Below are 20,400 nucleotides of genomic sequence, written 5' to 3'. Positions count from 1 at the left end.
GAAAATACGGGAAAGTTTACAACTGACGATATACTGTTAGATCACCAAACAAGTAATATCTTGCCTTTCAGCATATTAAACAAAATTCCATCAATTTTCTATCATCCCTATTAAGAATAAGGATGATAGAAAATTAACGTTTAGACTCACACTTTCCCTTTCAGATACTCAGCCGTGTGGTTCCCGTCAGTTAGCTTTACCATTTCTTCGGGTGTGCCTGTGAACGTAACGTAGCCACCGGTGTCGCCACCTTCGGGCCCAAGGTCGATAATGTGATCAGCGTTTTTAATCACTTCCATGTTATGCTCGATGATAATAACTGAGTCACCCTGATCGACGAGTGCGTTGATAGCCGACAGTAACTTGCGGATATCGTGAAAGTGCAGACCCGTGGTCGGTTCATCGAAAATGAATAACGTACCGCCCTTGTTGGGATTCCCTTTCCCCAGGAACGACGCCAGCTTTACTCGCTGAGCCTCACCGCCCGAAAGCGTGTTTGCCGATTGACCCATGCCAATATAGCCTAAACCAACATCCCGCAAGGGCTGGAGTTTATCCGCCATTTTCGCATCGAATGCGCGAAAGAAGTCAATGGCTTCGTCTACGGTCATGTCCAGAATATCTGCGACGTTTTTGTCGTGCAGCGTCACTTCCAGCACTTCCTGTTTGAAGCGTTTGCCGCCACAGCCCTCGCACTTGAGGTAAATGTCGGCCATAAACTGCATTTCGATTTTTACTTCGCCCTCTCCCTGGCAAACTTCGCAGCGGCCACCGTCTACGTTAAATGAGAAGTGACTTGGTTTGTAGCCGCGCGCTTTTGACACCGGTTGATCAGCCATTATCTGACGGAGGTAATCGTACGCTTTGATATACGTCACCGGGTTTGACCGGCTCGATTTCCCGATTGGATTCTGATCAATCATTTCGACGGCCGCAATTCGATCGATCGAACCGCCAAGGCTGTCGTATTTACCCGATTCTTCAGCGGCATCACCCTTTTGACGCATCAGAGCCGGATAGAGCACTTTCCGAATCAACGTGCTTTTTCCTGAACCAGACACACCCGTGACGACCGTTAACGTATTGAGCGGAAACCGGACATCAACATCCTTAAGGTTATTTTCCCTGGCGCCTTTCAGCTCAATAAAGTTCGTCGATTTCCGGCGAAAGGTGGGCACTGGAACGGTCTCACGGCCTGTCAGAAAGTCAAGCGTATGGGAGGGCATGGGGGCTTGGCCGTTAACTTCCTCCGCCCGCTGCCCTCTGCCCTCTGCTATTTCTTCCCACGTTCCCTGAAAAACCAGATGTCCGCCCAGGGTGCCAGCGTCGGGGCCAATGTCAATGAGCTGATCGGCGGCCCGCATAACTTCTTCTTCGTGTTCAACAACAATAACCGTATTTCCCATATCGCGCAGGGATTCCAGCACGCTAACCAATCGTTTTGTGTCGCGGGGATGCAGGCCAATGCTGGGTTCATCCAGAATATACATTGAGCCAACGAGTGCCGACCCAAGCGACGTAGCCAGCTTAATACGCTGGTACTCACCGCCGGAGAGTGTATTTGTTAAGCGATTGAGTGTCAGATAACCCAGGCCGACCCGTTCCATATAATCGAGCCGATTCCGAATTTCGATCAATATTCGGGTAGCAATCTGCTGCTGGTGTTCGGGAAGTTCGAGTTCGTGGAAGAACGTAGTCACTTTATCCAAAGGCATTAGAACCAGATCTGTGATCGATTTCCCACCCACTTTTACGTAGCCAGCATCTTTCCGCAACCGGGAGCCACGACATTCCGGGCAGGTCGTTTTGCCTCGGTAGCGGGACAGCATAACCCGATACTGGACCTTAAATGTCTGACTTTCAACGTAGTTGAAAAAAGCGTTAAGTCCATCAAAATACGTATTACCCGTCCATAGCAACTCTTGCTCGGCGGGTGTCAGGTCTTTGTAGGGACGATGAATCGGGAAATCGAAGCGAATACCATTTTTGAGCAGTGGCTTCAGAAACTCCTCGCTCATTTTCTCACTCCGCCAGGGCGCGATGGCCCCCTCGAAAACCGACAGGTTTTTGTCTGGAATGACCAAATCGGGGTCGATGCCCAGCACTTTGCCAAATCCATCGCACCGCCGACAGGCTCCGTATGGGTTATTGAACGTAAACAGATTTACGCTCGGCTCCTCAAATACAATCCCGTCTAATTCGAATTTATCGGAGAAAATTCGGGACTCCTTATCCACAATGTCGACCCGACACGTACCGTCGCCTTCACTGAAAGCTGTCTGCACGGAATCCGAAAAGCGATACTGGTTGTCTTCGTCGGGTTTGCCGTCAGTGTCATACAACACCGTGCCCCGGTCAACCAGGATTTCGAGGTAGTTAGGCGTTGAGGCATTGAGCCCAAGTTCATCGGCCTGTGCACTATTCTCCAACACATCTTCTATCTGTAACACCTCCCGACCCGTCGGACCGCCATCGGCCACGATACGGGTATAGCCTTTCTGAAGAAGGATATTCAACTCGTAAGCCAGCGTGCGATCCTCGCGAACCCGCAACGGCGCCATGATCATGACGCGTTGCCCGGCCTCGTAGCCGTACATAAAATTGACAACGTCCGTAACGGTATCCTTACGTACCTCATGTCCTGATACGGGCGAATACGTAGTGCCTGCCCGTGCGAAGAGCAATTTCAGATAATCGTAAATTTCAGTAGACGTACCAACCGTTGAACGAGGGTTTCGAGTCGAGACTTTCTGCTCAATGGCAATAGCAGGCGAAACCCCTTTAATGTACTCGACTTCAGGCTTTTCCATACGGCCCAGAAACTGCCTGGCGTAGCTGCTAAGGCTTTCGACATACATCCGCTGGCCTTCGGCAAATAACGTATCAAACGCCAGCGACGATTTGCCCGAACCCGATAAGCCAGTCAGAACAACCAATTTGTTGCGCGGAATAGCAACGTCAATTCCTTTAAGATTATGTACTTTCGCCCCTTTAATAATAATAAACTGTTTGGGGCTGAGATGGTCAACAGAACGTAGTGGCTCGGTTTCCGTGGTATGAGTCATTCTAAGTTAATGAGGGTAAACTCTATCTAAGTTTTAACGGTTTATTTCAGGATATGGTTTCTCTCAAACCGATAAGGTTTCACAAACCCCGCAGGTTTTGCAACAAGATTCTATGAAGTACCGTACTGGCTAATGAAATGAATTTTGAACTGGAAGACCTTATCCGATTGAGCGTGGCGCTGGTCATGGGTGGATTAATTGGAGCCGAGCGTGAATACCACGGCAAGGATGCCGGTTTCCGCACCATGATTATGATCTGCGTTGGATCGGCTTTGTTCACGCTGGTTTCGGGACGTATCAATGGGGATGACGGCCGCATTGCGGCCAACATCGTTAATGGCATCGGCTTCCTGGGTGCGGGTATTATTTTCCGGAATGATAATCGAGTTAAAGGACTAACGACAGCTGCAACCGTTTGGGCCGTATCCGCGTTAGGGATGTGTCTGGGGGCGGGTGATTACGATCTGGCAATCATTGGTTTTGTATTTATTCTGGGCTCACTGCTGCTCTTGGTTGGCTTTACGTCTCGGATTCAGAAACTGAATCAAACGCGTGACTATAAAATCGTAACGGTCTTTCATAACAGAACGCTGAATCAATACGAAAAACTCTTTGAAGAGTACGGATTATCACCAACACGAAGTCAGCAACAACGTATTGGTACAGAAATTATTGGACGCTGGCGTGTCGACGGCTCGGCGCAAAATCATGAAAAGTGTATTAAACGTTTGTTGAATGACCCCGACGTAAAAGAATTCACATTCTGATTTCGTTACATACTATGAGTTTTTATCCTGCATAAGACCACCATGAATCATATCCAGAAGTTACTCTTTATCACAGTTTTATTAAGTAGCAGCGTAGCATTCGGGCAACTCACCGAAGACCCCGATGAGCGCCGGGATCAGGGCCGTGATCCTCTTAGAACCCAAACCCCCGAAGGGCGCCCGTTGCCATTCGGACAGCGGTTGCGGTTTGGGGGCGGCATCAATGGGTTTCGCTTTGGCAACCCGTTTAGTTTGGGTATATCGCCGGTGGTTGCTTATCAGGCGACCGAGCACATGATTGTTGGTATTGGCGGAAGCTATACTTACACACGTTACAAAGCCTATACGAACACCGGATCGACGGTTCCATACCTGACGTACAACCAGTATGGCGGACGCGGTTTTGTGATGTACGAGTTTATTCCGTCGATTCTGCCCAACCTGTACCTGCATGGCGAGATTGAGAGCACAACCATTCAGCAGACGGAGAACCAGACGGGTCGGACGGCGGCATTCGCCCTAACCTCCCCTTTGCTCGGATTAACGTACTCGCAGCCGATAAGCCGCCGATTTGGCGTTAATTTAACGGCTTTATATAACCTGAACTATTCGAACAACGCCGTAGCCAGCTTGATATATAGCAGTCCGTTTGTGCTCCGCTTGTCGTTCTTCTAAAAACGGCTGAATTTTGTCTGGTTATAGGAGTTGAGTGAACGGGATGCCCATAGCCTGATGGTTCGGCATCCCGACGGCTTTTATACAAAAGCGGCACTTACGATCGTTTTCTCTATACCATATCCACTATCACGTGTCACCTCATGAATGCTAACGGTGCTGTTGTCGCCAGCCTGCTTTTTCTGTCTATTTCTGTGTCGACACACGGGCAACCGGGCAAAGACTCAACCACATCGGCCAGTCATAATCTCCCGGCAGCGAATCGTGCCCCATCACCAGAGCCGTCCCCAACGGTTGAAAACCTTGGCAATCTGGTAAATTCAGAATACAACGAAATCAATCCGATGATCTCGCCCGATGGAAAAACGTTGTATTTCGCTCGAATCAGTCACCCCAACAATACACACGGTACTAAAGGCAGTCAGGATATCTGGTATGCCAAACTCGATACGCTGACAAATAAATGGGGACCTGCCCAGCGAATGGGTCAGCCGCTGAATAAAGACGAGTACAACTGCGCTTATAGCATCACACCCGACGGCAATACGATGCTTATTAAGGGTCAGTACGACAAAGGCAATTACGAAACGCGCGGATTTTCAATCAGCAAACGTACCGCTGCAGGTTGGGCAGCTCCCCAGAAAATAGACATTCCTGGGTACGTTAATATGAGCAAAGGCCAGTTCGACTGCGGGTTTATGTCGGCTGATGGTAAAGTTTTGCTGATGGCGTTTAGCGAGAAGAAAAATAGTAAAGAAGATGACCTATATGTGATTTTCCGGCAGAAAGATGGGTCATGGACAAAACCAATGAACCTCGGGCCAGAAGTCAATACCAAGTTTACCGAGACGACACCTTTTTTGGCTCCCGATGGGGCAACGCTGTATTTTTCGAGTGATCGGGAGGGTAGCTTAGGCAGCAATGACATTTACGTCTGCAAACGAGTCGACAAAACCTGGAAACACTGGTCGAAGCCGATTAACCTTGGCCCCAAAGTCAACACAGACGGCTACGATGCCTATTATACCCTGGCGGCTTCGGGCGATTATGCTTATTTAACGACCTTTAAAAACACGCTGGGCAAAGGCGACATTGTGCGAGTTAAACTCTCCGATGGCTCATCAACCGACCAACCGAGCAAAGTAGGTAGTGGCGATGATATTGCAGGCAAAACCGGTGCCGATGCAACCCGACCCGACCCCGTTGCGCTCATTAGCGGTAAAGTGATTGACCAAATCACGGGAAAACCGGTTGAAGCCCGAATTATTTATCAGACGCTTCCCGACGGTGCCGAAGCGGGTGAAGCTACGTCTGACCCCCTTACGGGCGAATATAAAATTGTGCTGCCTTACGGACAGAAATACACCATGCGGGCGGTTGCCAAAGATTTCATTGCCGAAGGTGACAATATTGATTTGACCAAAATGCAGGGGTATCAGGAAATTAAAGGCAAAGACCTGAAACTGGCGTCGATTGAGCCGGGACACGTAGTACCGCTAAACAATATTTTCTTCGATACGGGGAAATCGGAACTTCGCCCGGAATCGGCTCCCGAGTTAGACCGTCTGGTAATAACACTAAATGAATTCCCCAAAATGACGATTGAAATGCGGGGACATACCGATAATACCGGTTCCAATGAGATAAATAACAAACTCTCACAGGATAGGGCCGATGCAGTACGTGAATACTTCATCAGTAAAGGCATTGAACCCGACCGTATTGCCAGCAAAGGTTTTGGTGAGACCAAACCCGTTGCTACGAATGATACCGACGAAGGCCGTCAGAAAAACCGCCGGGTTGAGTTTGTGATCGTGAAAAAATGACGTTTCTGAGAATCACCTATTGAGTTGTAAAAAAAAGTTTAAATACGTCAACCATACGATAGTATTGGTGTTAACGTATTGACGAATACACGTCTACTCTCATTTAGCAACACGATATGCAACTCAACGCTGGCTGCAAACTTTCTTTTGAAGCGCTAAGTCCAACTCCTTTAGTACTCATGCTACGTCCTCGCTCAGGCGCGGGCCAATGGATTATTCGGGAAGAATACCAGATTACACCTGCCGTTATTGTTACGGAGTTCACCGATATGTATGGTAATCTTTGCCAGCGGGTTGTAGCGCCCGTAGGTCCTTTTTCCATTTTCTTTTCGGCTACCGTTCAAACGGCCGATTTAATCGACGTAGCGCCCGGTGCCCCTTATACGCCTGTTGAAGAATTACCCGATGATGTATTGCATTATACACTTCCCAGCCGTTATTGCCAATCCGATCAGTTGGGTGATTTAGCCACTCAAATTACAAAAGATACTGAGCCAGGTTACGACCAGGTTGAAGCCATTCGCAAATGGATTCACGAAAACATCACCTATCAATACGGTACAAGTGATGCCAGTACGTCGGCTATCGATACTGCCGACAAACGTATCGGTGTCTGTCGTGATTTTACGCATCTAGGTATTTCACTTTGTCGCGCCTTGAATATTCCGGCCCGAATGGTCGTTGGTTATTTATACCAGCTCGATCCGATGGATCTTCATGCCTGGTTTGAGGCTTATGTAGACGGCCGCTGGTTCACGTTTGACGCCACACAGGAGCAACCGCGGGGGAATCGGATTACGGTTGCCTATGGCCGCGACGCAGCGGATGTAGCGTTTACGACCCAGTTTGGCCCAATGAATCTTAATGATATGCAAGTTTGGGTAGATTCAGCGCAGAATGATGTGGAGGAAAGCGAAAAAAAAGCAGAAGAAGCTCCAACTCTTTCAACTTCAGCCGGGTCTACGAATCAAATCAACCACTGACATGACTAAACAACTGCTTTTCTGTGCTTTTGTGGGAACGCTGACGGCCTGCCAACATGAGGCTGATATTCAACCGACTTCCACAACACTTGCGGCTGAACTAGTCGGTACGTATCGTACGAATTCGTATCTCGATCCGTCGTATGTGGCACTGTCGGCCAGTCAAATGCCGTATGCCGAGTTGAAAGCAGAGTCAGACAGTACTGTTACGTTAGTCTATACCAAACTGTATCCGGAAAAAGCCAGTTTATCTCTCCCGCACGTAGCATTGAGTCGCCAGACAAATGGTGTTCAGCTTCGTTTGGCCGATTCGAGTATCGGTACGTTACAAACCGACCGGGTTTTTACAAATAACGGAATGGAGAAACAGGGCAAGCTACTTCGGCTTGCAATCCAGAATGACCCGCAAAACATCCTTAATTTCTCAGGATCTAAATAAACAAACTAGCCTTGCTGTAGCAACAAAAAGCGCGACTCCCTAAGGAATCGCGCTTTTTTTGATGTTTTGATGGTAGTCTACTAGCGAACAGCAAACTCACCCGAACCAATCCGGAAACCTTCCGAATAAAGCTCTACCGTGTATTTACCTGGTTTGTAAGGAATACCACGGCTATATAGCAATTCGACGTTTTGTCCATTGCTGGTGTAATTGACTGTTTGCTTGGTCGTATAAACCGTTTCAGCACCGTCTACCGTAAACGTACCTGAACCATTGGCCATATCTGATACAACAGCTCCCGAAGGGTCAAGTACGCGAACAAACACATCTTTGGGTTCTTCTTTCGTCAGCGGATTGTCTAACAAGGTATAAACCAGTTTGATTTTGTCCAGGCGCTTCGCTTTGTAGGCGTCGTCATCTTTCACTTTACCCTTTGCATTAACGCCGAACACTTTAACATTCTGTGCTTTCAGAGCCGCTGCGCGAGTAACTTTTGTGCTTAACTCCTGATTCTGCGATTGAACCTGGCTTACAACCGTCGTTACCGAATCACGGAATTGTTGACCTTTCACTTTCAGACCGTTGTTTTCTTCGTCCAGCACTTTAACATTGCTGGCGAGCGTTACGTTTTCGCGCTGTAGGTTGGCGATAAGCGTATCTTTTTCAACCAGATAGGCTTCATACTGCTTGATTTTAGTCTCGTACTTAGAAATTGAAATACGATTACCTCTCTTTAATGCTGCTTTATCGCCTTCCAGTTGCACCTTCATTTTCTGCAACTCAGAAACATCGCCACCCAGTTTTTGTACTTCGGCAATCTTGGCATCAAGTGCTGTCGAGATCGAATCCAGTTTAACTCGGGTCGTTGACAATTCTTCAACACGCTCGGAGATGGTTACTTCCTGGTTTTCAGATACTTTCTTCTGATCGAAATACAAATAACTCGATACACCTGCCAGACCCGTCATAATAATCAGGGCAGCCAGTAGAGCACCGCTTGTCTTGGGTTTCTGCGAATTACTTTCCATAAGAATTTTCAGTTAGTTTAACGATTTAACATGCACAAATTTTCAAAAAGCCGCCTAAGCGGTTGTGTAGAGGTTGTTACATTAGGAGTCTAGTGATGGTTAAGAAACTTTACTCACCCAGAAAATCTGATTTTAATAGGTAAGCAATGTTATCGAAACGTTAGTTTTCATGATTCTATTGTCGACTATAACGAATTGCTGCTTAAAAATGTTATTAATGCCGTATTAACAGGCCGCACAAAGATAATTGATTATCAACAAGATAAGCCATACAATAAATAGAAGTTTCTACTTCACTTAGACTACCCAGCTAGTAGCCTATTAAATGACTAGCTGATAACAACCTAATTACTACGTCGGTTATGATCTAAATATTCGTTAACAATGCCCGAACTTCCCGAAGTTGAGATCAGACGCCAATACCTCGAAACGTCTTCACTATACCAGCCCATTAGCCATATTGAGGTCGAGGATAAAAAATTACTGACAACTGATTACGCCACATTAGCGAGTACGCTGGACGGAAGGCAGTTTACGGGTACGCGCCGTATTGGCAAAAATCTATTCGTTTTAACCGACGTAGCCAATGTGATTGTTCATATGCATTTTGGCATGACGGGTGATCTGGAATACTACCACGCTTCGCTCGATCGGCCGCGCTTTGCCCGAATTGTATTTGAGTTTACCAGTGGGTTTAACCTTGGTTTCCTCTGTCCGCGTAAATTCGAACGTGTTGGTTTAGTAGATGATATAGAGGCTTTTTTGAAACAAAAGAAAATCGGCCCCGACGGTCTGGCGATTTCATTACCCGAATTGACCGAGCGTATCCGGCGCAAGAAAGCTTTAATAAAACCCGTATTGCTCGACCAGAGTATTGTGGCCGGCTTAGGAAACTGGATTGTCGACGAAGTGCTGTTTCAGGCGCATATCCATCCCGAGCAGCGGGCAGATTCACTCTCCGACGCTCAGATGAGTCATCTTCATGATGCCATTCTGCTCGTCCTCGAAACGGCCATCCGTTACGAAGCTACGTACCGGGATTTCCCGGTTGACTTCCTGATTCACGTTCGCGAGTGGGACGATTCTCCTTATGATGATCTCGAAGCGCACAAATATTGTCCGCATTGTAAAACCCGCATTGAACGCTCGGTCGTGGGTGGACGCACTACCTTCTTCTGCCCAAAAGATCAGGTGCTCCCATAAGTACATGGGCTACCCGCTTAAGAAGTCTATTAATGAACTAGCGTGCAACTAAGTTGGTTTCGACATTACATGTATCTACATGAATTATGAAAACACAACGCACACTATCAGATATACGTACAGCCACACCCAATAACGTTGGTGATGGTTTCATCGGATTGAATGCCTTTCATCCGCAAGGGTCGCGGCCATTCAATCCATTCCTGCTGTTAGATCACCATGGTCCCATGAAAGTGCAGCCATCCGAACAACCGAAAGGTGTGGATGAGCATCCGCATCGGGGTTTCGAAACGGTAACTATCGTTTATGAAGGCGCTCTGGAACATCGTGATTCGGCAGGCAACCACGGCAAACTTTTTGCTGGCGATGTGCAGTGGATGACAGCTGCTTCGGGTATTATCCACGAAGAAAAACATGAACGGGCCTTTTCCCGTCAGGGTGGTCAACTTGATTTTGTGCAGTTATGGGTCAATCTGGCAGCAAAAGACAAGATGAACGCACCTCGTTATCAAGATATTGCTTCGTCACTGATTCCGACAACGACATTGCCGGGTGGTGGAAAATTGCGCGTTATTGCGGGCGAGCTAGGTGGTTCGAAAGGGCCTGCCAGTACGTTCAGCCCAATTATCGTCGCCGATTTGACGTTGACCCAGGGCCAATCTGAAACGCTTGCCGTTCCTTCAGATTACTCATTGATGGTTTACGTGCTGCGTGGGTCGGCAACGATTAATAACGAACAGTTAGTACGTGGTCAAATCGCGCTGACCAATCCAGATGGTGACTTTGTAACGCTTTCAACTACGTCGGATGCGAAACTGCTCATGCTGGCAGGCGAACCAATCCGTGAGCCATTAGCTGTTTACGGGCCATTTGTCATGAACACCCGCGAGGAGATTCTGGCTGCTTTTGAAGATTTCCAGGCCGGGAAAATGGGTGTCCTAAATTAAGTAGGTAAGTCTGTGCGTTTTCAGACAAATACGTACGGACTTACTTTTCCAAATCCTTGATGTTGCCGAACCCAATTACATCCTTATAGACAGGATTGTCACGCAGTTCGGTAGCTCGAATAAGTTTGTCAGCACCAAACTTTGCCTTCAGATCATATAATGTCTGGCGGAATTTCCCCTCGCGCGTATTGTTCTCGAATAAGCTTAGCGGCACGACTTCACTTGGGATAAATCGAAAAACAGCTACGCACATACTACGCAGGTGTTCGTTAAGTACCGGTTCGCACTTATGCGCTTCCTGAAACCTGACCAACCGCTCCCGAATAATTCCGTACAGTTCAATACCGTCCTGTTTAGGGTTTGGGAAATGGGCTTCATAATTATAAGTTTTACCGGTATGGTAGCGGCAGGAAAACGACATATCCTGGCAAAATACGCCTTGTTGCACCATGCGCCGTTCGAGCGTCAGGCAAAGTGATTGCAGCAATTCATCCAGACTTTCAGGATTCCGCTGATCGGCGGCAATTGTGCGCATCGCCGACATACTCTTGTTATTAGTGTTCGTATCCAGATCCACCTCACCCCCAAAATTCAACCGCAAATGCCAGTGCCAGCCAATAATGCTCTGGCAGACAGCGCGCAGGTGGTGTGGGGAGGCATACCGTAATTCTAAAGGCGTATAAACACCGCCTGCTTCGAGTCGATCGGCCATACGACGGCCGATACCCGGCAAATCGGTTAGCTTTAGTGAGCGTAATACGTCGTCAATTGTATCGGGGGTGATAATTGTCAGGCCATCGGGTTTCTGAATATCGGACGCTAGCTTGGCCAGAAATACATTTGGCGCAATGCCAATCGAACAACGCAACCAGTCACCTACGTCCCGCCAGATTGCCTGCTTGATACATAGCGCCACCTGGCTCATGTCTTTGTAAACCAGTTGATAGTTTGTCAAATCCACGACAGCCTCGTCAATACTTTTCGGTACTACGTCGTCTGAAATCGTCTTGAGCACCTCAATAATCTTGACATGATATTCGCGGTAGCGGCCGGGGTGCGTCTGGACTGGCACCAGATCAGGGCACAGACGCATAGCCTCGTCTAACCGCATACCTGTTTTTATACCCCGCAATTTGGCCTCTATCGACGGTGCAATAATGCAGCCTTGCCGACCCGTATAGACACATACGCCTACGGGCCGCCCGCGCAACCAGTAATTGTCCTGTTGTTCGCAGGAAGCAAAAAAGCTGTTCATATCGACAAACAGCACCGTAGGCAGCGTATTATCCGAAAGTCGATTCCGATTCATCAATTTTACAGTAAGAAAGTGTCTTTTAATGCTATCATTCGTCTGTATTTGTAGTATGTTTGTTGTAATACAAGCGCAATATATTTTACTTGTATTATATATACTAATACTATACCATGTTGTGGTAGAAAAATGTTCAAATAAACTTGATGATACTGTGACAATTCAAGATCGCTTAAAGCAGGTTTTCGACTCCCTTGGCATAACTATATACCAGATAGCCAAGGAGTTAGGCGAAAATCCATCCAAGTTCTACAATATTCTGAATGGCCGGGCCAAGCCATCCTACGATACGATCATGAGTTTGCTGGCCTGCTATCCCCAAATCAGTGCAGACTATCTAATTCGTGGTATTTTGCCCGTGTTGAACTCGCCTGAGGCAAATGCCAAGATGATGGCTTCTGATGACGACACCATTGAGGTCCCATTTGTACCTGTCCGGTTCTACGCTACGTTCGTGGAGAGTTATTCGGAAGGCGGCAATACCACAGATGCTGAAACATTTCGGGTGCGCAAGCCGGTATTGAAGGGTCATAAGCAGGCTGTGGTGCTGGAGATTTCGGGAAACAGCATGAGTCCGCAGTTGGCACATGGTGCTAAAGTGCTGGCGGTGCCTGTTAGTGAAAATAACTGGGAATACCAGTCGGGGGGCGTTTATGCGGTTATGTATCGGGATTACTTTGTTGTCAAGCGCATCCGTGACAACGAGCTTCTGACCCGGAAATATTTAACGCTTCACTCCGATAACCCGAATGGTGGCAACGTAACAGTTCCTTTGCAGGACATTCGGGGCTTATGGAAGATCGTGTCGATCGTAGAGGCTCCAGTGGAATAAGAATGCATTCATATCTCAAATAAATGGTCGGTTCAACGAAATGAACCGACCATTTATCTGTTCATTTTTTCATCTATACTATCTCTTCCGGCTGCTCTACCACTTCTTTTCGGTGCGCCCACATTTCCTGGCAAACAGGACTGTACTGGCGGAGGGTTGAAAAGCTGCCCTCATCCTCGATTTTACCGTCTCGCATAATATAAATGTAATCGAAAAGGGTAACAGATGTAATCTATGCAGGGTCGAAACAGCGCTTCATCCGCAAACTCACGTAGCAATTCGCGGTAAATAGCCAGCTCGGTTTTGGGATCTACACTGCTCGTTAGTTCGTCTAACAGTACAATGTCGCTCGTGCGGGCGGCTAACACTTCTCTCGCCAGAGCCAACTGCTGTCGCTGACCAACCGATAAATTCACGCCTTTTTCCTAAATATTGGTTTCCAGACCATTCGGCAGTTGTTTCACTACGTCGTCGAAACGGGCTATGCGGCAAACTTCGCTTATATCATCGTCGTCAAAGAATATACCAACCCATAATAAGACGACAAGCGATTGATTTCTAAGTATATTCTTTATTTTCGCCTTTGATTTCTGATTGAAATTCAGTAATTTTGCGACCTGATTTGCAAGGAGAGCCGTGTTCATAAGGCACCCCACTCTTCTTTCTGATTTTAGAAACACATAACTTTCAGTATAACAAGCTAATGGCTCGCGATTTATTACTCACGAGAAACATCGGTATCGCTGCCCACATTGATGCGGGTAAGACAACTACTACCGAACGTATTCTCTATTACGCCGGAGTAAGTCACAAAATTGGTGAGGTTCATGATGGAGCCGCCACGATGGACTGGATGGAGCAGGAACAGGAACGTGGAATCACGATCACCTCGGCTGCTACAACTGTCGACTGGACTTACCGGGACCAAAAATACCATATTAACATTATTGATACCCCAGGCCACGTTGACTTTACGGTTGAGGTAAACCGCTCATTGCGTGTACTTGATGGACTTGTATTCCTGTTCAGTGCGGTTGACGGCGTTGAACCTCAGTCGGAAACGAACTGGCGTTTGGCTAACAATTATAACGTAGCACGTCTAGGCTTCGTAAATAAAATGGACCGGTCTGGTGCCGACTTCCTGAACGTGTGCAAGCAGGTGAAGGAAATGCTGGGCAGCTACGCCGTCCCTCTTCAGTTGCCTATTGGCGAAGAAGATAACTTTAAAGGTGTTGTTGACCTCGTTAACTTCCGGGGTATCGTCTGGAATGAGACAGATAAAGGTATGACGTTTGACGTTGTCCCCATCCCTGCCGACATGCTGGATGAAGCTACCGAATGGCGTGAAAAACTTCTTGAAGCGGTTGCCGAGTTCGACGATAGCCTGATGGAGAAGTATTTCGAAGATCCGGAATCAATCTCTGAGGACGAAATTCTGGCGGCTTTGCGTAAAGCAACCATCGCGATGAAAATTGTTCCGATGCTTTGCGGTTCGTCGTTCAAGAACAAGGGTGTTCAAACCATGCTTGACTACGTGATGGCCTTGTTGCCATCGCCAATGGACAAGGAGAGCATCTTCGGTACTGATCCTAATACGGGAGCAGAAATCTCTCGCAAACCTTCGTCAACGGAGCCATTTGCAGCGCTGGCGTTTAAAATCGCGACCGACCCCTACGTAGGCCGTCTATGCTTTGTGCGTTCTTACTCGGGTGTCCTGGAATCAGGTTCTTATGTTCTGAACAACCGTTCGGGCAGTAAAGAGCGTATTTCACGGATTTTCCAGATGCACGCGAACAAGCAAAACCAGATCGATCGTCTGGAAGCGGGTGACATTGGGGCCGTTGTTGGTTTCAAAGATATTAAGACTGGCGATACGTTATCAGACGAGAAATTCCCGATCATTCTGGAATCGATGGTATTCCCGGAACCCGTTATTGGATATGCTATCGAGCCTAAGAAATCGGCCGATCAGGATAACTTCTCGAAAGCCATTGGTAAGTTGATCGAAGAAGACCCAACTCTGAAGGTTGAGTCGAACGAAGAAACTGGCCAAACGATTATCCGGGGTATGGGCGAGCTTCACCTTGAAATCATCATCGACCGAATGCGTCGTGAATTCAAAGTAGAAGTCAACCAGGGTGCTCCTCAGGTAGCGTACAAAGAGAAGCTTACTAAAAACGTTGAACACCGGGAGGTCTATAAGAAACAAACGGGTGGTCGTGGTAAGTTTGCCGATGTCGTATTTGAACTTGGACCACGTGGCGAAGACGAAACCGGTATTGTGCCATCAGGACTAGAGTTCGTAAATGCTATTGTAGGTGGTGTGATTCCTCGCGAATTTATCCCTGCCATCGAAAAAGGCTTCAAAGAGTCGTTGAAAAACGGTCCTTTAGCTGGCTTCCCGCTTGAGAGCATGAAGGTTCGGATATTCCATGGCTCGTACCACGATGTTGACTCCGACGCATTGTCATTTGAAATGGCCGCTCGTTTAGGCTTCCGTGAGGCAGCTCGTCAGGCTGGTCCGAAATTGCTCGAACCGATCATGGCTGTTGAAGTGCTGACGCCAGAAGAGTACACGGGTCCGATCACGGGTGATTTGAACCGCCGTCGTGGTGTGATGAAGGGTATGGATACGAAAGCTGGATCACAAGTGATCAAGGCTGATGTTCCTCTGTCAGAATTGTTTGGCTACGTAACGGATCTGCGGACAATGTCATCGGGGCGTGCTACGGCTAACCTGACATTCTCGCACTACGAAGTTGTTCCAAACAACATCTCTGAGGCTGTCGTAGCAAAAGAAAAAGGTACTGTGAAGGCGTAAGCCTCATTCGATATTGGGCAGTGGGTCAACCGACCGACTGCCCATTTTTTGTGTCGTCGGAGTAAATGGTTCTTTCGACAGCACTTTCACATAACGAACCAAAACACAATGAGCCAAAAAATTCGCATTAAGCTGAAATCGTTTGACCACATGCTGGTTGACAAGTCGGCCGAGAAAATCGTGAAAGCGGTTAAATCGACGGGTGCTATCGTAAGCGGTCCCATCCCATTGCCAACGAACAAAGAAATCTATACCGTACTGCGGTCGCCCCACGTCAACAAAAAGGCACGGGAGCAGTTCCAACTTTGCACCTACAAGCGCTTAGTGGACATCTACAGTAGCAGTGCGAAAACAGTTGATGCGCTTATGAAACTCGAGTTACCGAGTGGCGTTGACGTAGAAATCAAAGTCTAACGAGTCGAAGCTAAAGGCTTAGAATGCCGCAAGTGCGAGACGTCAGCCGTTTCGAACTTGTGGCATTTTTCATATAAAGCAATTTCCCGGCCATTCCGTTGAATTATACGTAAAGACTACCTGTTATTTTTGTATATTGTATGTCACGGCGAAGGCCACCCTGTGAGATTTTATACGTTATGTTAAACGTCATTCAGCTACTGCCCGACTCGATTGCCAACCAGATTGCGGCTGGTGAGGTTGTGCAGCGGCCAGCGTCGGTAGTAAAAGAATTGCTTGAGAACTCGGTAGATGCCAAAGCTAAATCGGTGCAGGTTATCATTCGCGAAGCGGGCCGAAATCTGATTCAGATTGTAGACGACGGTGTCGGCATGACTGAAACCGATGCACGCATGAGTTTTGAACGCCACGCTACGTCCAAAATTCGTTCATCCGATGATTTGTTCCGCATTCGTACCATGGGGTTTCGGGGCGAAGCACTAGCCTCCATTGCTGCCGTAGCTCAAATTGAAATGCGTACCCGCCGGGCAGAAGAGGAATTGGGCACGCTGATTCGGATTGAGGGATCTGACATTAAAACGCAGGAATCCATTTCGTGCCTGCCGGGAACGAACCTGCTCATCAAAAACCTGTTCTTCAACGTACCCGCCCGACGCAACTTCCTGAAGTCAAATTCAGTGGAGATGCGGCATATCCTTGATGAATTTCAGCGGGTATCCCTGGCCAATCCTGAAGTTGCCTTTTCTCTGTTTCATAACGATCAGGAAATTTATAATCTTCCCGCTGGTAAACTCAGCCGCCGAATCGTTGATATGTTCGGAAAGAGCTACCGCGAACAGTTAAATCACTGTGAGGAAAAAACGCCCTACGTAACGGTTCATGGCTATATCGGTAAGCCAGAGTCTGCCAAGAAAGCACGTAATGAGCAGTTTTTCTTTGTCAATAACCGGTATATTAAACATAATTACCTCCACCACGCGGTAGTGGGTGCTTACGAGGGTACATTACCCGAAGGGAGTCATCCCTTCTACGTACTGTTCATTGAAATCGACCCATCCCATATTGACATCAACATACATCCGACTAAAACGGAAATTAAGTTCGACGACGAGCGATCTGTATATGCCATTATGATGGCGGCCGTTCGAAAAGCTGTAGGCGTATATAACCTATCGCCTTCACTCGATTTTGATTCGGATGTCAATTTTCTGATGGGTGGTCGACCAGCTTCAGGGAAGTCGACGGCTATCGATACGAAATCGGAACGTAGTGATGGATTAGCGGTTAAATCAGACGTTCCTGAACGGAATACCGCTCGACCCATTACGCCATCCTGGGCATCGGCCACACCTGTTAATGAGCGTAGCTCGCTACGTAACGATTCGCTGGATAAAGCGGCTGGAAGCAGCTTCGACATGCCAAAAGCCAAGCCGTCTGTTAATAACTGGCAAACGTTATACGAAGGCGTTGCAGGCGCCGATAATCCCGTTCAACTACCCAGTAACACCGAAGAGGGAGGGGACTGGCTGGGTGCGGCCAGACAGGAGTCGCACCCAACAGAGAGTGAACCTATTACATTGGGAAGCCGGGCTAATCAGTTACAGATAAATGTAGAGTCTGGCGAGGAATCCGTACCCGTGCTCGTTGATGACGATAACATCGTACAGATCCAGAATCGTTACCTTTTAGCGCCAATCAAGTCTGGAATGATGTTGATTGATCAGCGTCGGGCCTACGAACGAATTTTATATGATCAGTTCTATGCTGCACTAACCAAACGGAATGGTGCCTCGCAGCAACTGTTATTTCCAAAAACAATTACGTTAATGCCCGTAGATTTTCAGTTAGCGCTCGATTTGCGCGATGACCTGATGAATCTCGGTTTTGAGTTCGATGAATTAGGGGCAAACACCTTTGTCATCCGGGGAATTCCAACATTAACGATGGGCGAAAATGAAGAAGAGCTGTTCGCGAATCTACTGGCTCAGTTGCGGGCCGACACAGGCCGACTGAAATTAGACAAAAGTGAGTCGATGGCGCGCTCACTGGCCCGCCGGTCGGCGATGCGCCATGTGGCACGGTTGAGTACGACTGAGCGAAGAGCCTTAGTAGACCAATTGTTTATCTCGGCCAATCCTAGTTATACACCTGCTGGTGAACGGATAACAATTGTTTTGACGTTGGATAAAATTGCAGGACTTTTTCACCAATAATTGAGTTTATTAGCATAAATTAGTTGAAATAAGAATGTTCAATCTGACGCCGGTAGTCCGTGTACTTTTGATAATAAATGTAATAGTATTCCTAATCACGAATTACCTATTTGCGAATGGAATTATTATTGAGCAATTTGGCTTGCATTCATTTTTGTCTGACAAGTTCAATCCGATTCAGTTATTGACGCACATGTTTTTGCATGCAAATGGCAATCACATTTTCAGCAATATGATCGGCTTGCTGGTTTTCGGGCCCATGTTAGAGCAAGCTTGGGGACCACGTCGATTTACATTCTTTTACTTTTTTTGCGGTCTAGGGTCAGCTTTGTTGTTTTCCGGAGTAAACTATTTTGAGATACACGACGTATATGAATCCATTCAGGACTATCGGTTAAACCCAGGTTTCGACAATTTTTCGGCCTTTGTTGACCAACATGCGGTTTCGTATTACGAGCGATTGGTGCCGTTTATTGAAAAGTTTAAAAGTTATCCGAACGACAGTAAAAATATTCAGGATAGCCTTGCCATTGCCAATCAGATTTTCACTAATCAGGTTGATGAACCAATGGTAGGTGCCTCTGGAGCCGTTTTTGGAGTTATAATGGGCTTCGGCTTATTGTTTCCGAACACTGAACTGTTTTTATTGTTTCTACCTATACCGATTAAAGCAAAATATCTCGTTATAGCTTACGGGGCCTTTGAGCTTTATTCGGGTGTATATCGGACGCAGACGGATAACGTAGCTCATTTCGCCCACATAGGCGGAATGCTATTTGCATTTATACTAATAAAATACTGGGATTCACAGCGAAAAACGTTTTATTGACGATGAGCGGGTTGTTTGAGGATTTTCGGAGCGAATTCAATAAGCCCAACAATACGTTGGTGCAGTTGATATTAATCAACACTGTTGTCTTTCTGGTGCTGTTGATAGCAAAGGTAAGCCTGACCATGGCAGAGCGGTCGGGCGTATATATTATCATGGAAGAGCAACTAATGATGCCCGGTGAGGTAAATGCATTCCTGCATAAGCCCTGGACATTAATTACGTACTTTTTTACGCACAACGATATTTTACATATTCTCTACAACATGCTGTTTCTGTACTGGTTCGGCAAACTGATTGATGAATATTTAGGCAATCGTCGCTTGATCGGTTTGTACATTATGGGTGGGATCGCAGGTGGGTTAGTTTTTCTGGCCATGTATAATCTGGTGCCCTATTTTCAGAACCGAGATACAGTACCCATGCTAGGCGCGTCGGCGGCTGCCTTTTCAGTAGCCGTGGGTGCCGCCACTTTATTACCGAATTACACGTTCCATTTGCTCTTTTTCGGCCCTGTTCGTATAAAATACATCGTTTTCTTTTTCATTGTCCTATCAATTGCACAGTCGGCGGGTGCTAATGCAGGAGGAAATTTAGCTCATTTGGGTGGTGCTTTGATGGGCTTCACGTATGTTAAGTTATTGCAGAACGGCACTGATTTAGGCCGTCCTATTTATTGGTTAGCCGATGGCTGGAATAATTTATTTCGCCCTAAACCAGCGGTGAAAGTGTCCTATCGCCAACGTAGCAGCACAAGCGCTCAAACCAGCGCTTATGCAACATCAGGTAGTCCATCATCAACCATTTCAACTCCCGATCAGGATGAAGTTGATATGATTCTGGATAAAATTTCACGTTCTGGCTATGAAAGCCTGACTCGTGAAGAAAAGCAAAAGCTCTTCCGGGCCAGTCAGCGGAATTAATTTCATTCTACTAAAAATCTAAGCCCTTAGGCGTCTACGTATATCTACAGGCGCCTAAGGGCTTAGATTCTTTATAATTGTCGAAAAAATATAGTAGTTTCGCCATTTCAATGCAGCGGGCGA

The 20,400-nt window shown here is 47.1% G+C and carries 19 protein-coding genes; 13 read left to right on the top strand and 6 right to left on the bottom strand.

Translation table 11 applies throughout. The annotated features are described in order from the left end of the window. Nucleotides 1-146: 146 nt before the first annotated feature. A complete protein-coding gene (gene uvrA, locus BM202_RS21195; RefSeq protein ID WP_093829845.1) occupies nt 147-3,065 on the bottom strand; it encodes an excinuclease ABC subunit UvrA in 2,919 nt (972 codons plus the stop codon). A gap of 137 nt (nt 3,066-3,202) precedes the next feature. Here uvrA and BM202_RS21190 point away from each other — a divergent pair, with 137 nt between their 5' ends. The 5 genes from BM202_RS21190 to BM202_RS21170 all read left to right on the top strand — a co-directional run bounded on the left by BM202_RS21190 (nt 3,203) and on the right by BM202_RS21170 (nt 7,755). Beyond that, a complete protein-coding gene (locus BM202_RS21190; RefSeq protein ID WP_093829843.1) occupies nt 3,203-3,832 on the top strand; it encodes an MgtC/SapB family protein in 630 nt (209 codons plus the stop codon). A 42-nt stretch (nt 3,833-3,874) separates the two neighbouring features. Next, nucleotides 3,875-4,507: a hypothetical protein gene (locus BM202_RS21185; RefSeq protein WP_093829841.1), complete on the top strand. Its 633-nt coding sequence runs from the start codon at nt 3,875-3,877 to the stop codon at nt 4,505-4,507. A 143-nt stretch (nt 4,508-4,650) separates the two neighbouring features. After that, the gene (locus BM202_RS21180) at nt 4,651-6,333 is read left to right on the top strand and encodes an OmpA family protein (protein ID WP_093829839.1); all 1,683 of its coding nucleotides are present in this window, start codon (nt 4,651-4,653) and stop codon (nt 6,331-6,333) included. Nucleotides 6,334-6,449: 116 nt separating this feature from the next. Further along, nucleotides 6,450-7,316: a transglutaminase domain-containing protein gene (locus tag BM202_RS21175; RefSeq protein WP_093829837.1), complete on the top strand. Its 867-nt coding sequence runs from the start codon at nt 6,450-6,452 to the stop codon at nt 7,314-7,316. Nucleotide 7,317: 1 nt separating this feature from the next. After that, nucleotides 7,318-7,755 (top strand): hypothetical protein, encoded by a 438-nt coding sequence (locus tag BM202_RS21170; RefSeq protein WP_093829835.1) that lies wholly within the window; start codon nt 7,318-7,320, stop codon nt 7,753-7,755. Nucleotides 7,756-7,835: 80 nt separating this feature from the next. Here BM202_RS21170 and BM202_RS21165 read toward each other — a convergent pair whose 3' ends face one another. Next, nucleotides 7,836-8,783, bottom strand: a complete 948-nt coding sequence (locus tag BM202_RS21165) for a hypothetical protein (protein ID WP_093829834.1) — start codon at nt 8,781-8,783, stop codon at nt 7,836-7,838. 384 nt (nt 8,784-9,167) lie between these two features. On the opposite strand from BM202_RS21165, the gene BM202_RS21160 reads away from it, so the two are divergent. Continuing rightward, complete coding sequence (locus tag BM202_RS21160; RefSeq protein ID WP_093829832.1) at nt 9,168-9,986, top strand: Fpg/Nei family DNA glycosylase; 819 nt, start codon at nt 9,168-9,170, stop codon at nt 9,984-9,986. A gap of 86 nt (nt 9,987-10,072) precedes the next feature. After that, nucleotides 10,073-10,933, top strand: a complete 861-nt coding sequence (locus tag BM202_RS21155) for a pirin family protein (protein ID WP_093829830.1) — start codon at nt 10,073-10,075, stop codon at nt 10,931-10,933. A gap of 40 nt (nt 10,934-10,973) precedes the next feature. Here BM202_RS21155 and BM202_RS21150 read toward each other — a convergent pair whose 3' ends face one another. Continuing rightward, a complete protein-coding gene (locus BM202_RS21150) occupies nt 10,974-12,242 on the bottom strand; it encodes a DNA polymerase Y family protein (RefSeq protein WP_093829828.1) in 1,269 nt (422 codons plus the stop codon). A gap of 157 nt (nt 12,243-12,399) precedes the next feature. Between BM202_RS21150 and BM202_RS21145 the strand changes: the two genes are divergently transcribed. Beyond that, on the top strand, nt 12,400-13,077 hold the full coding sequence (locus tag BM202_RS21145) for a LexA family transcriptional regulator (protein ID WP_245776737.1): 678 nt from the start codon (nt 12,400-12,402) through the stop codon (nt 13,075-13,077). A gap of 73 nt (nt 13,078-13,150) precedes the next feature. Here BM202_RS21145 and BM202_RS38925 read toward each other — a convergent pair whose 3' ends face one another. Genes BM202_RS38925 through BM202_RS38915 form a run of 3 tightly spaced genes read right to left on the bottom strand, consistent with a single transcriptional unit; the run spans nt 13,151 to nt 13,721 of the window. Then, nucleotides 13,151-13,273: a hypothetical protein gene (locus BM202_RS38925; protein WP_317039706.1), complete on the bottom strand. Its 123-nt coding sequence runs from the start codon at nt 13,271-13,273 to the stop codon at nt 13,151-13,153. Further along, nucleotides 13,260-13,493, bottom strand: coding sequence for a P-loop NTPase family protein (locus BM202_RS38920; protein WP_317039705.1), 234 nt, complete (start codon nt 13,491-13,493; stop codon nt 13,260-13,262). Before BM202_RS38920 ends, BM202_RS38925 begins: the two co-directional genes overlap by 14 nt. A 9-nt stretch (nt 13,494-13,502) precedes the next feature. Continuing rightward, on the bottom strand, nt 13,503-13,721 hold the full coding sequence (locus BM202_RS38915; protein ID WP_317039704.1) for a hypothetical protein: 219 nt from the start codon (nt 13,719-13,721) through the stop codon (nt 13,503-13,505). A 59-nt stretch (nt 13,722-13,780) separates the two neighbouring features. Here BM202_RS38915 and fusA point away from each other — a divergent pair, with 59 nt between their 5' ends. From fusA to BM202_RS21115, 5 genes are all read left to right on the top strand, one after another. Further along, the gene (fusA, locus tag BM202_RS21135; RefSeq protein ID WP_093829824.1) at nt 13,781-15,898 is read left to right on the top strand and encodes an elongation factor G; all 2,118 of its coding nucleotides are present in this window, start codon (nt 13,781-13,783) and stop codon (nt 15,896-15,898) included. A 108-nt stretch (nt 15,899-16,006) separates the two neighbouring features. After that, nucleotides 16,007-16,312, top strand: coding sequence for a 30S ribosomal protein S10 (rpsJ, locus tag BM202_RS21130; RefSeq protein WP_012930032.1), 306 nt, complete (start codon nt 16,007-16,009; stop codon nt 16,310-16,312). A 179-nt stretch (nt 16,313-16,491) separates the two neighbouring features. Further along, nucleotides 16,492-18,525, top strand: coding sequence for a DNA mismatch repair endonuclease MutL (gene mutL, locus BM202_RS21125; protein WP_093829822.1), 2,034 nt, complete (start codon nt 16,492-16,494; stop codon nt 18,523-18,525). Nucleotides 18,526-18,559: 34 nt separating this feature from the next. Continuing rightward, nucleotides 18,560-19,354, top strand: coding sequence for a rhomboid family intramembrane serine protease (locus tag BM202_RS21120; protein ID WP_093829820.1), 795 nt, complete (start codon nt 18,560-18,562; stop codon nt 19,352-19,354). Between the two features lie 2 nt (nt 19,355-19,356). Then, nucleotides 19,357-20,277 (top strand): rhomboid family intramembrane serine protease, encoded by a 921-nt coding sequence (locus BM202_RS21115; RefSeq protein ID WP_093829818.1) that lies wholly within the window; start codon nt 19,357-19,359, stop codon nt 20,275-20,277. Nucleotides 20,278-20,400: the final 123 nt, after the last annotated feature.

Source organism: Spirosoma endophyticum, from assembly GCF_900112365.1.
In the GTDB taxonomy this organism is placed as follows: Bacteria; Bacteroidota; Bacteroidia; order Cytophagales; family Spirosomataceae; genus Spirosoma; species Spirosoma endophyticum.
This window is presented reverse-complemented; position numbering and strand designations above follow the sequence as displayed.

What these genes read in the sequence shown, in the direction of transcription:
- BM202_RS38925 (WP_317039706.1), bottom strand. Translation starts at nt 13,273, where the DNA reads ATGCGAGACGGTAAAATCGAGGATGAGGGCAGCTTTTCAACCCTCCGC.
- BM202_RS21155 (WP_093829830.1), top strand. Translation starts at nt 10,073, where the DNA reads ATGAAAACACAACGCACACTATCAGATATACGTACAGCCACACCCAAT.
- BM202_RS38915 (WP_317039704.1), bottom strand. Translation starts at nt 13,721, where the DNA reads ATGAACACGGCTCTCCTTGCAAATCAGGTCGCAAAATTACTGAATTTC.
- BM202_RS21170 (WP_093829835.1), top strand. Translation starts at nt 7,318, where the DNA reads ATGACTAAACAACTGCTTTTCTGTGCTTTTGTGGGAACGCTGACGGCC.
- rpsJ (WP_012930032.1), top strand. Translation starts at nt 16,007, where the DNA reads ATGAGCCAAAAAATTCGCATTAAGCTGAAATCGTTTGACCACATGCTG.
- BM202_RS21120 (WP_093829820.1), top strand. Translation starts at nt 18,560, where the DNA reads ATGTTCAATCTGACGCCGGTAGTCCGTGTACTTTTGATAATAAATGTA.
- fusA (WP_093829824.1), top strand. Translation starts at nt 13,781, where the DNA reads ATGGCTCGCGATTTATTACTCACGAGAAACATCGGTATCGCTGCCCAC.
- BM202_RS21160 (WP_093829832.1), top strand. Translation starts at nt 9,168, where the DNA reads ATGCCCGAACTTCCCGAAGTTGAGATCAGACGCCAATACCTCGAAACG.
- mutL (WP_093829822.1), top strand. Translation starts at nt 16,492, where the DNA reads ATGTTAAACGTCATTCAGCTACTGCCCGACTCGATTGCCAACCAGATT.
- BM202_RS21190 (WP_093829843.1), top strand. Translation starts at nt 3,203, where the DNA reads ATGAATTTTGAACTGGAAGACCTTATCCGATTGAGCGTGGCGCTGGTC.
- BM202_RS21180 (WP_093829839.1), top strand. Translation starts at nt 4,651, where the DNA reads ATGAATGCTAACGGTGCTGTTGTCGCCAGCCTGCTTTTTCTGTCTATT.
- BM202_RS21115 (WP_093829818.1), top strand. Translation starts at nt 19,357, where the DNA reads ATGAGCGGGTTGTTTGAGGATTTTCGGAGCGAATTCAATAAGCCCAAC.
- BM202_RS21175 (WP_093829837.1), top strand. Translation starts at nt 6,450, where the DNA reads ATGCAACTCAACGCTGGCTGCAAACTTTCTTTTGAAGCGCTAAGTCCA.
- BM202_RS21165 (WP_093829834.1), bottom strand. Translation starts at nt 8,783, where the DNA reads ATGGAAAGTAATTCGCAGAAACCCAAGACAAGCGGTGCTCTACTGGCT.
- BM202_RS21185 (WP_093829841.1), top strand. Translation starts at nt 3,875, where the DNA reads ATGAATCATATCCAGAAGTTACTCTTTATCACAGTTTTATTAAGTAGC.
- BM202_RS21150 (WP_093829828.1), bottom strand. Translation starts at nt 12,242, where the DNA reads ATGAATCGGAATCGACTTTCGGATAATACGCTGCCTACGGTGCTGTTT.
- uvrA (WP_093829845.1), bottom strand. Translation starts at nt 3,065, where the DNA reads ATGACTCATACCACGGAAACCGAGCCACTACGTTCTGTTGACCATCTC.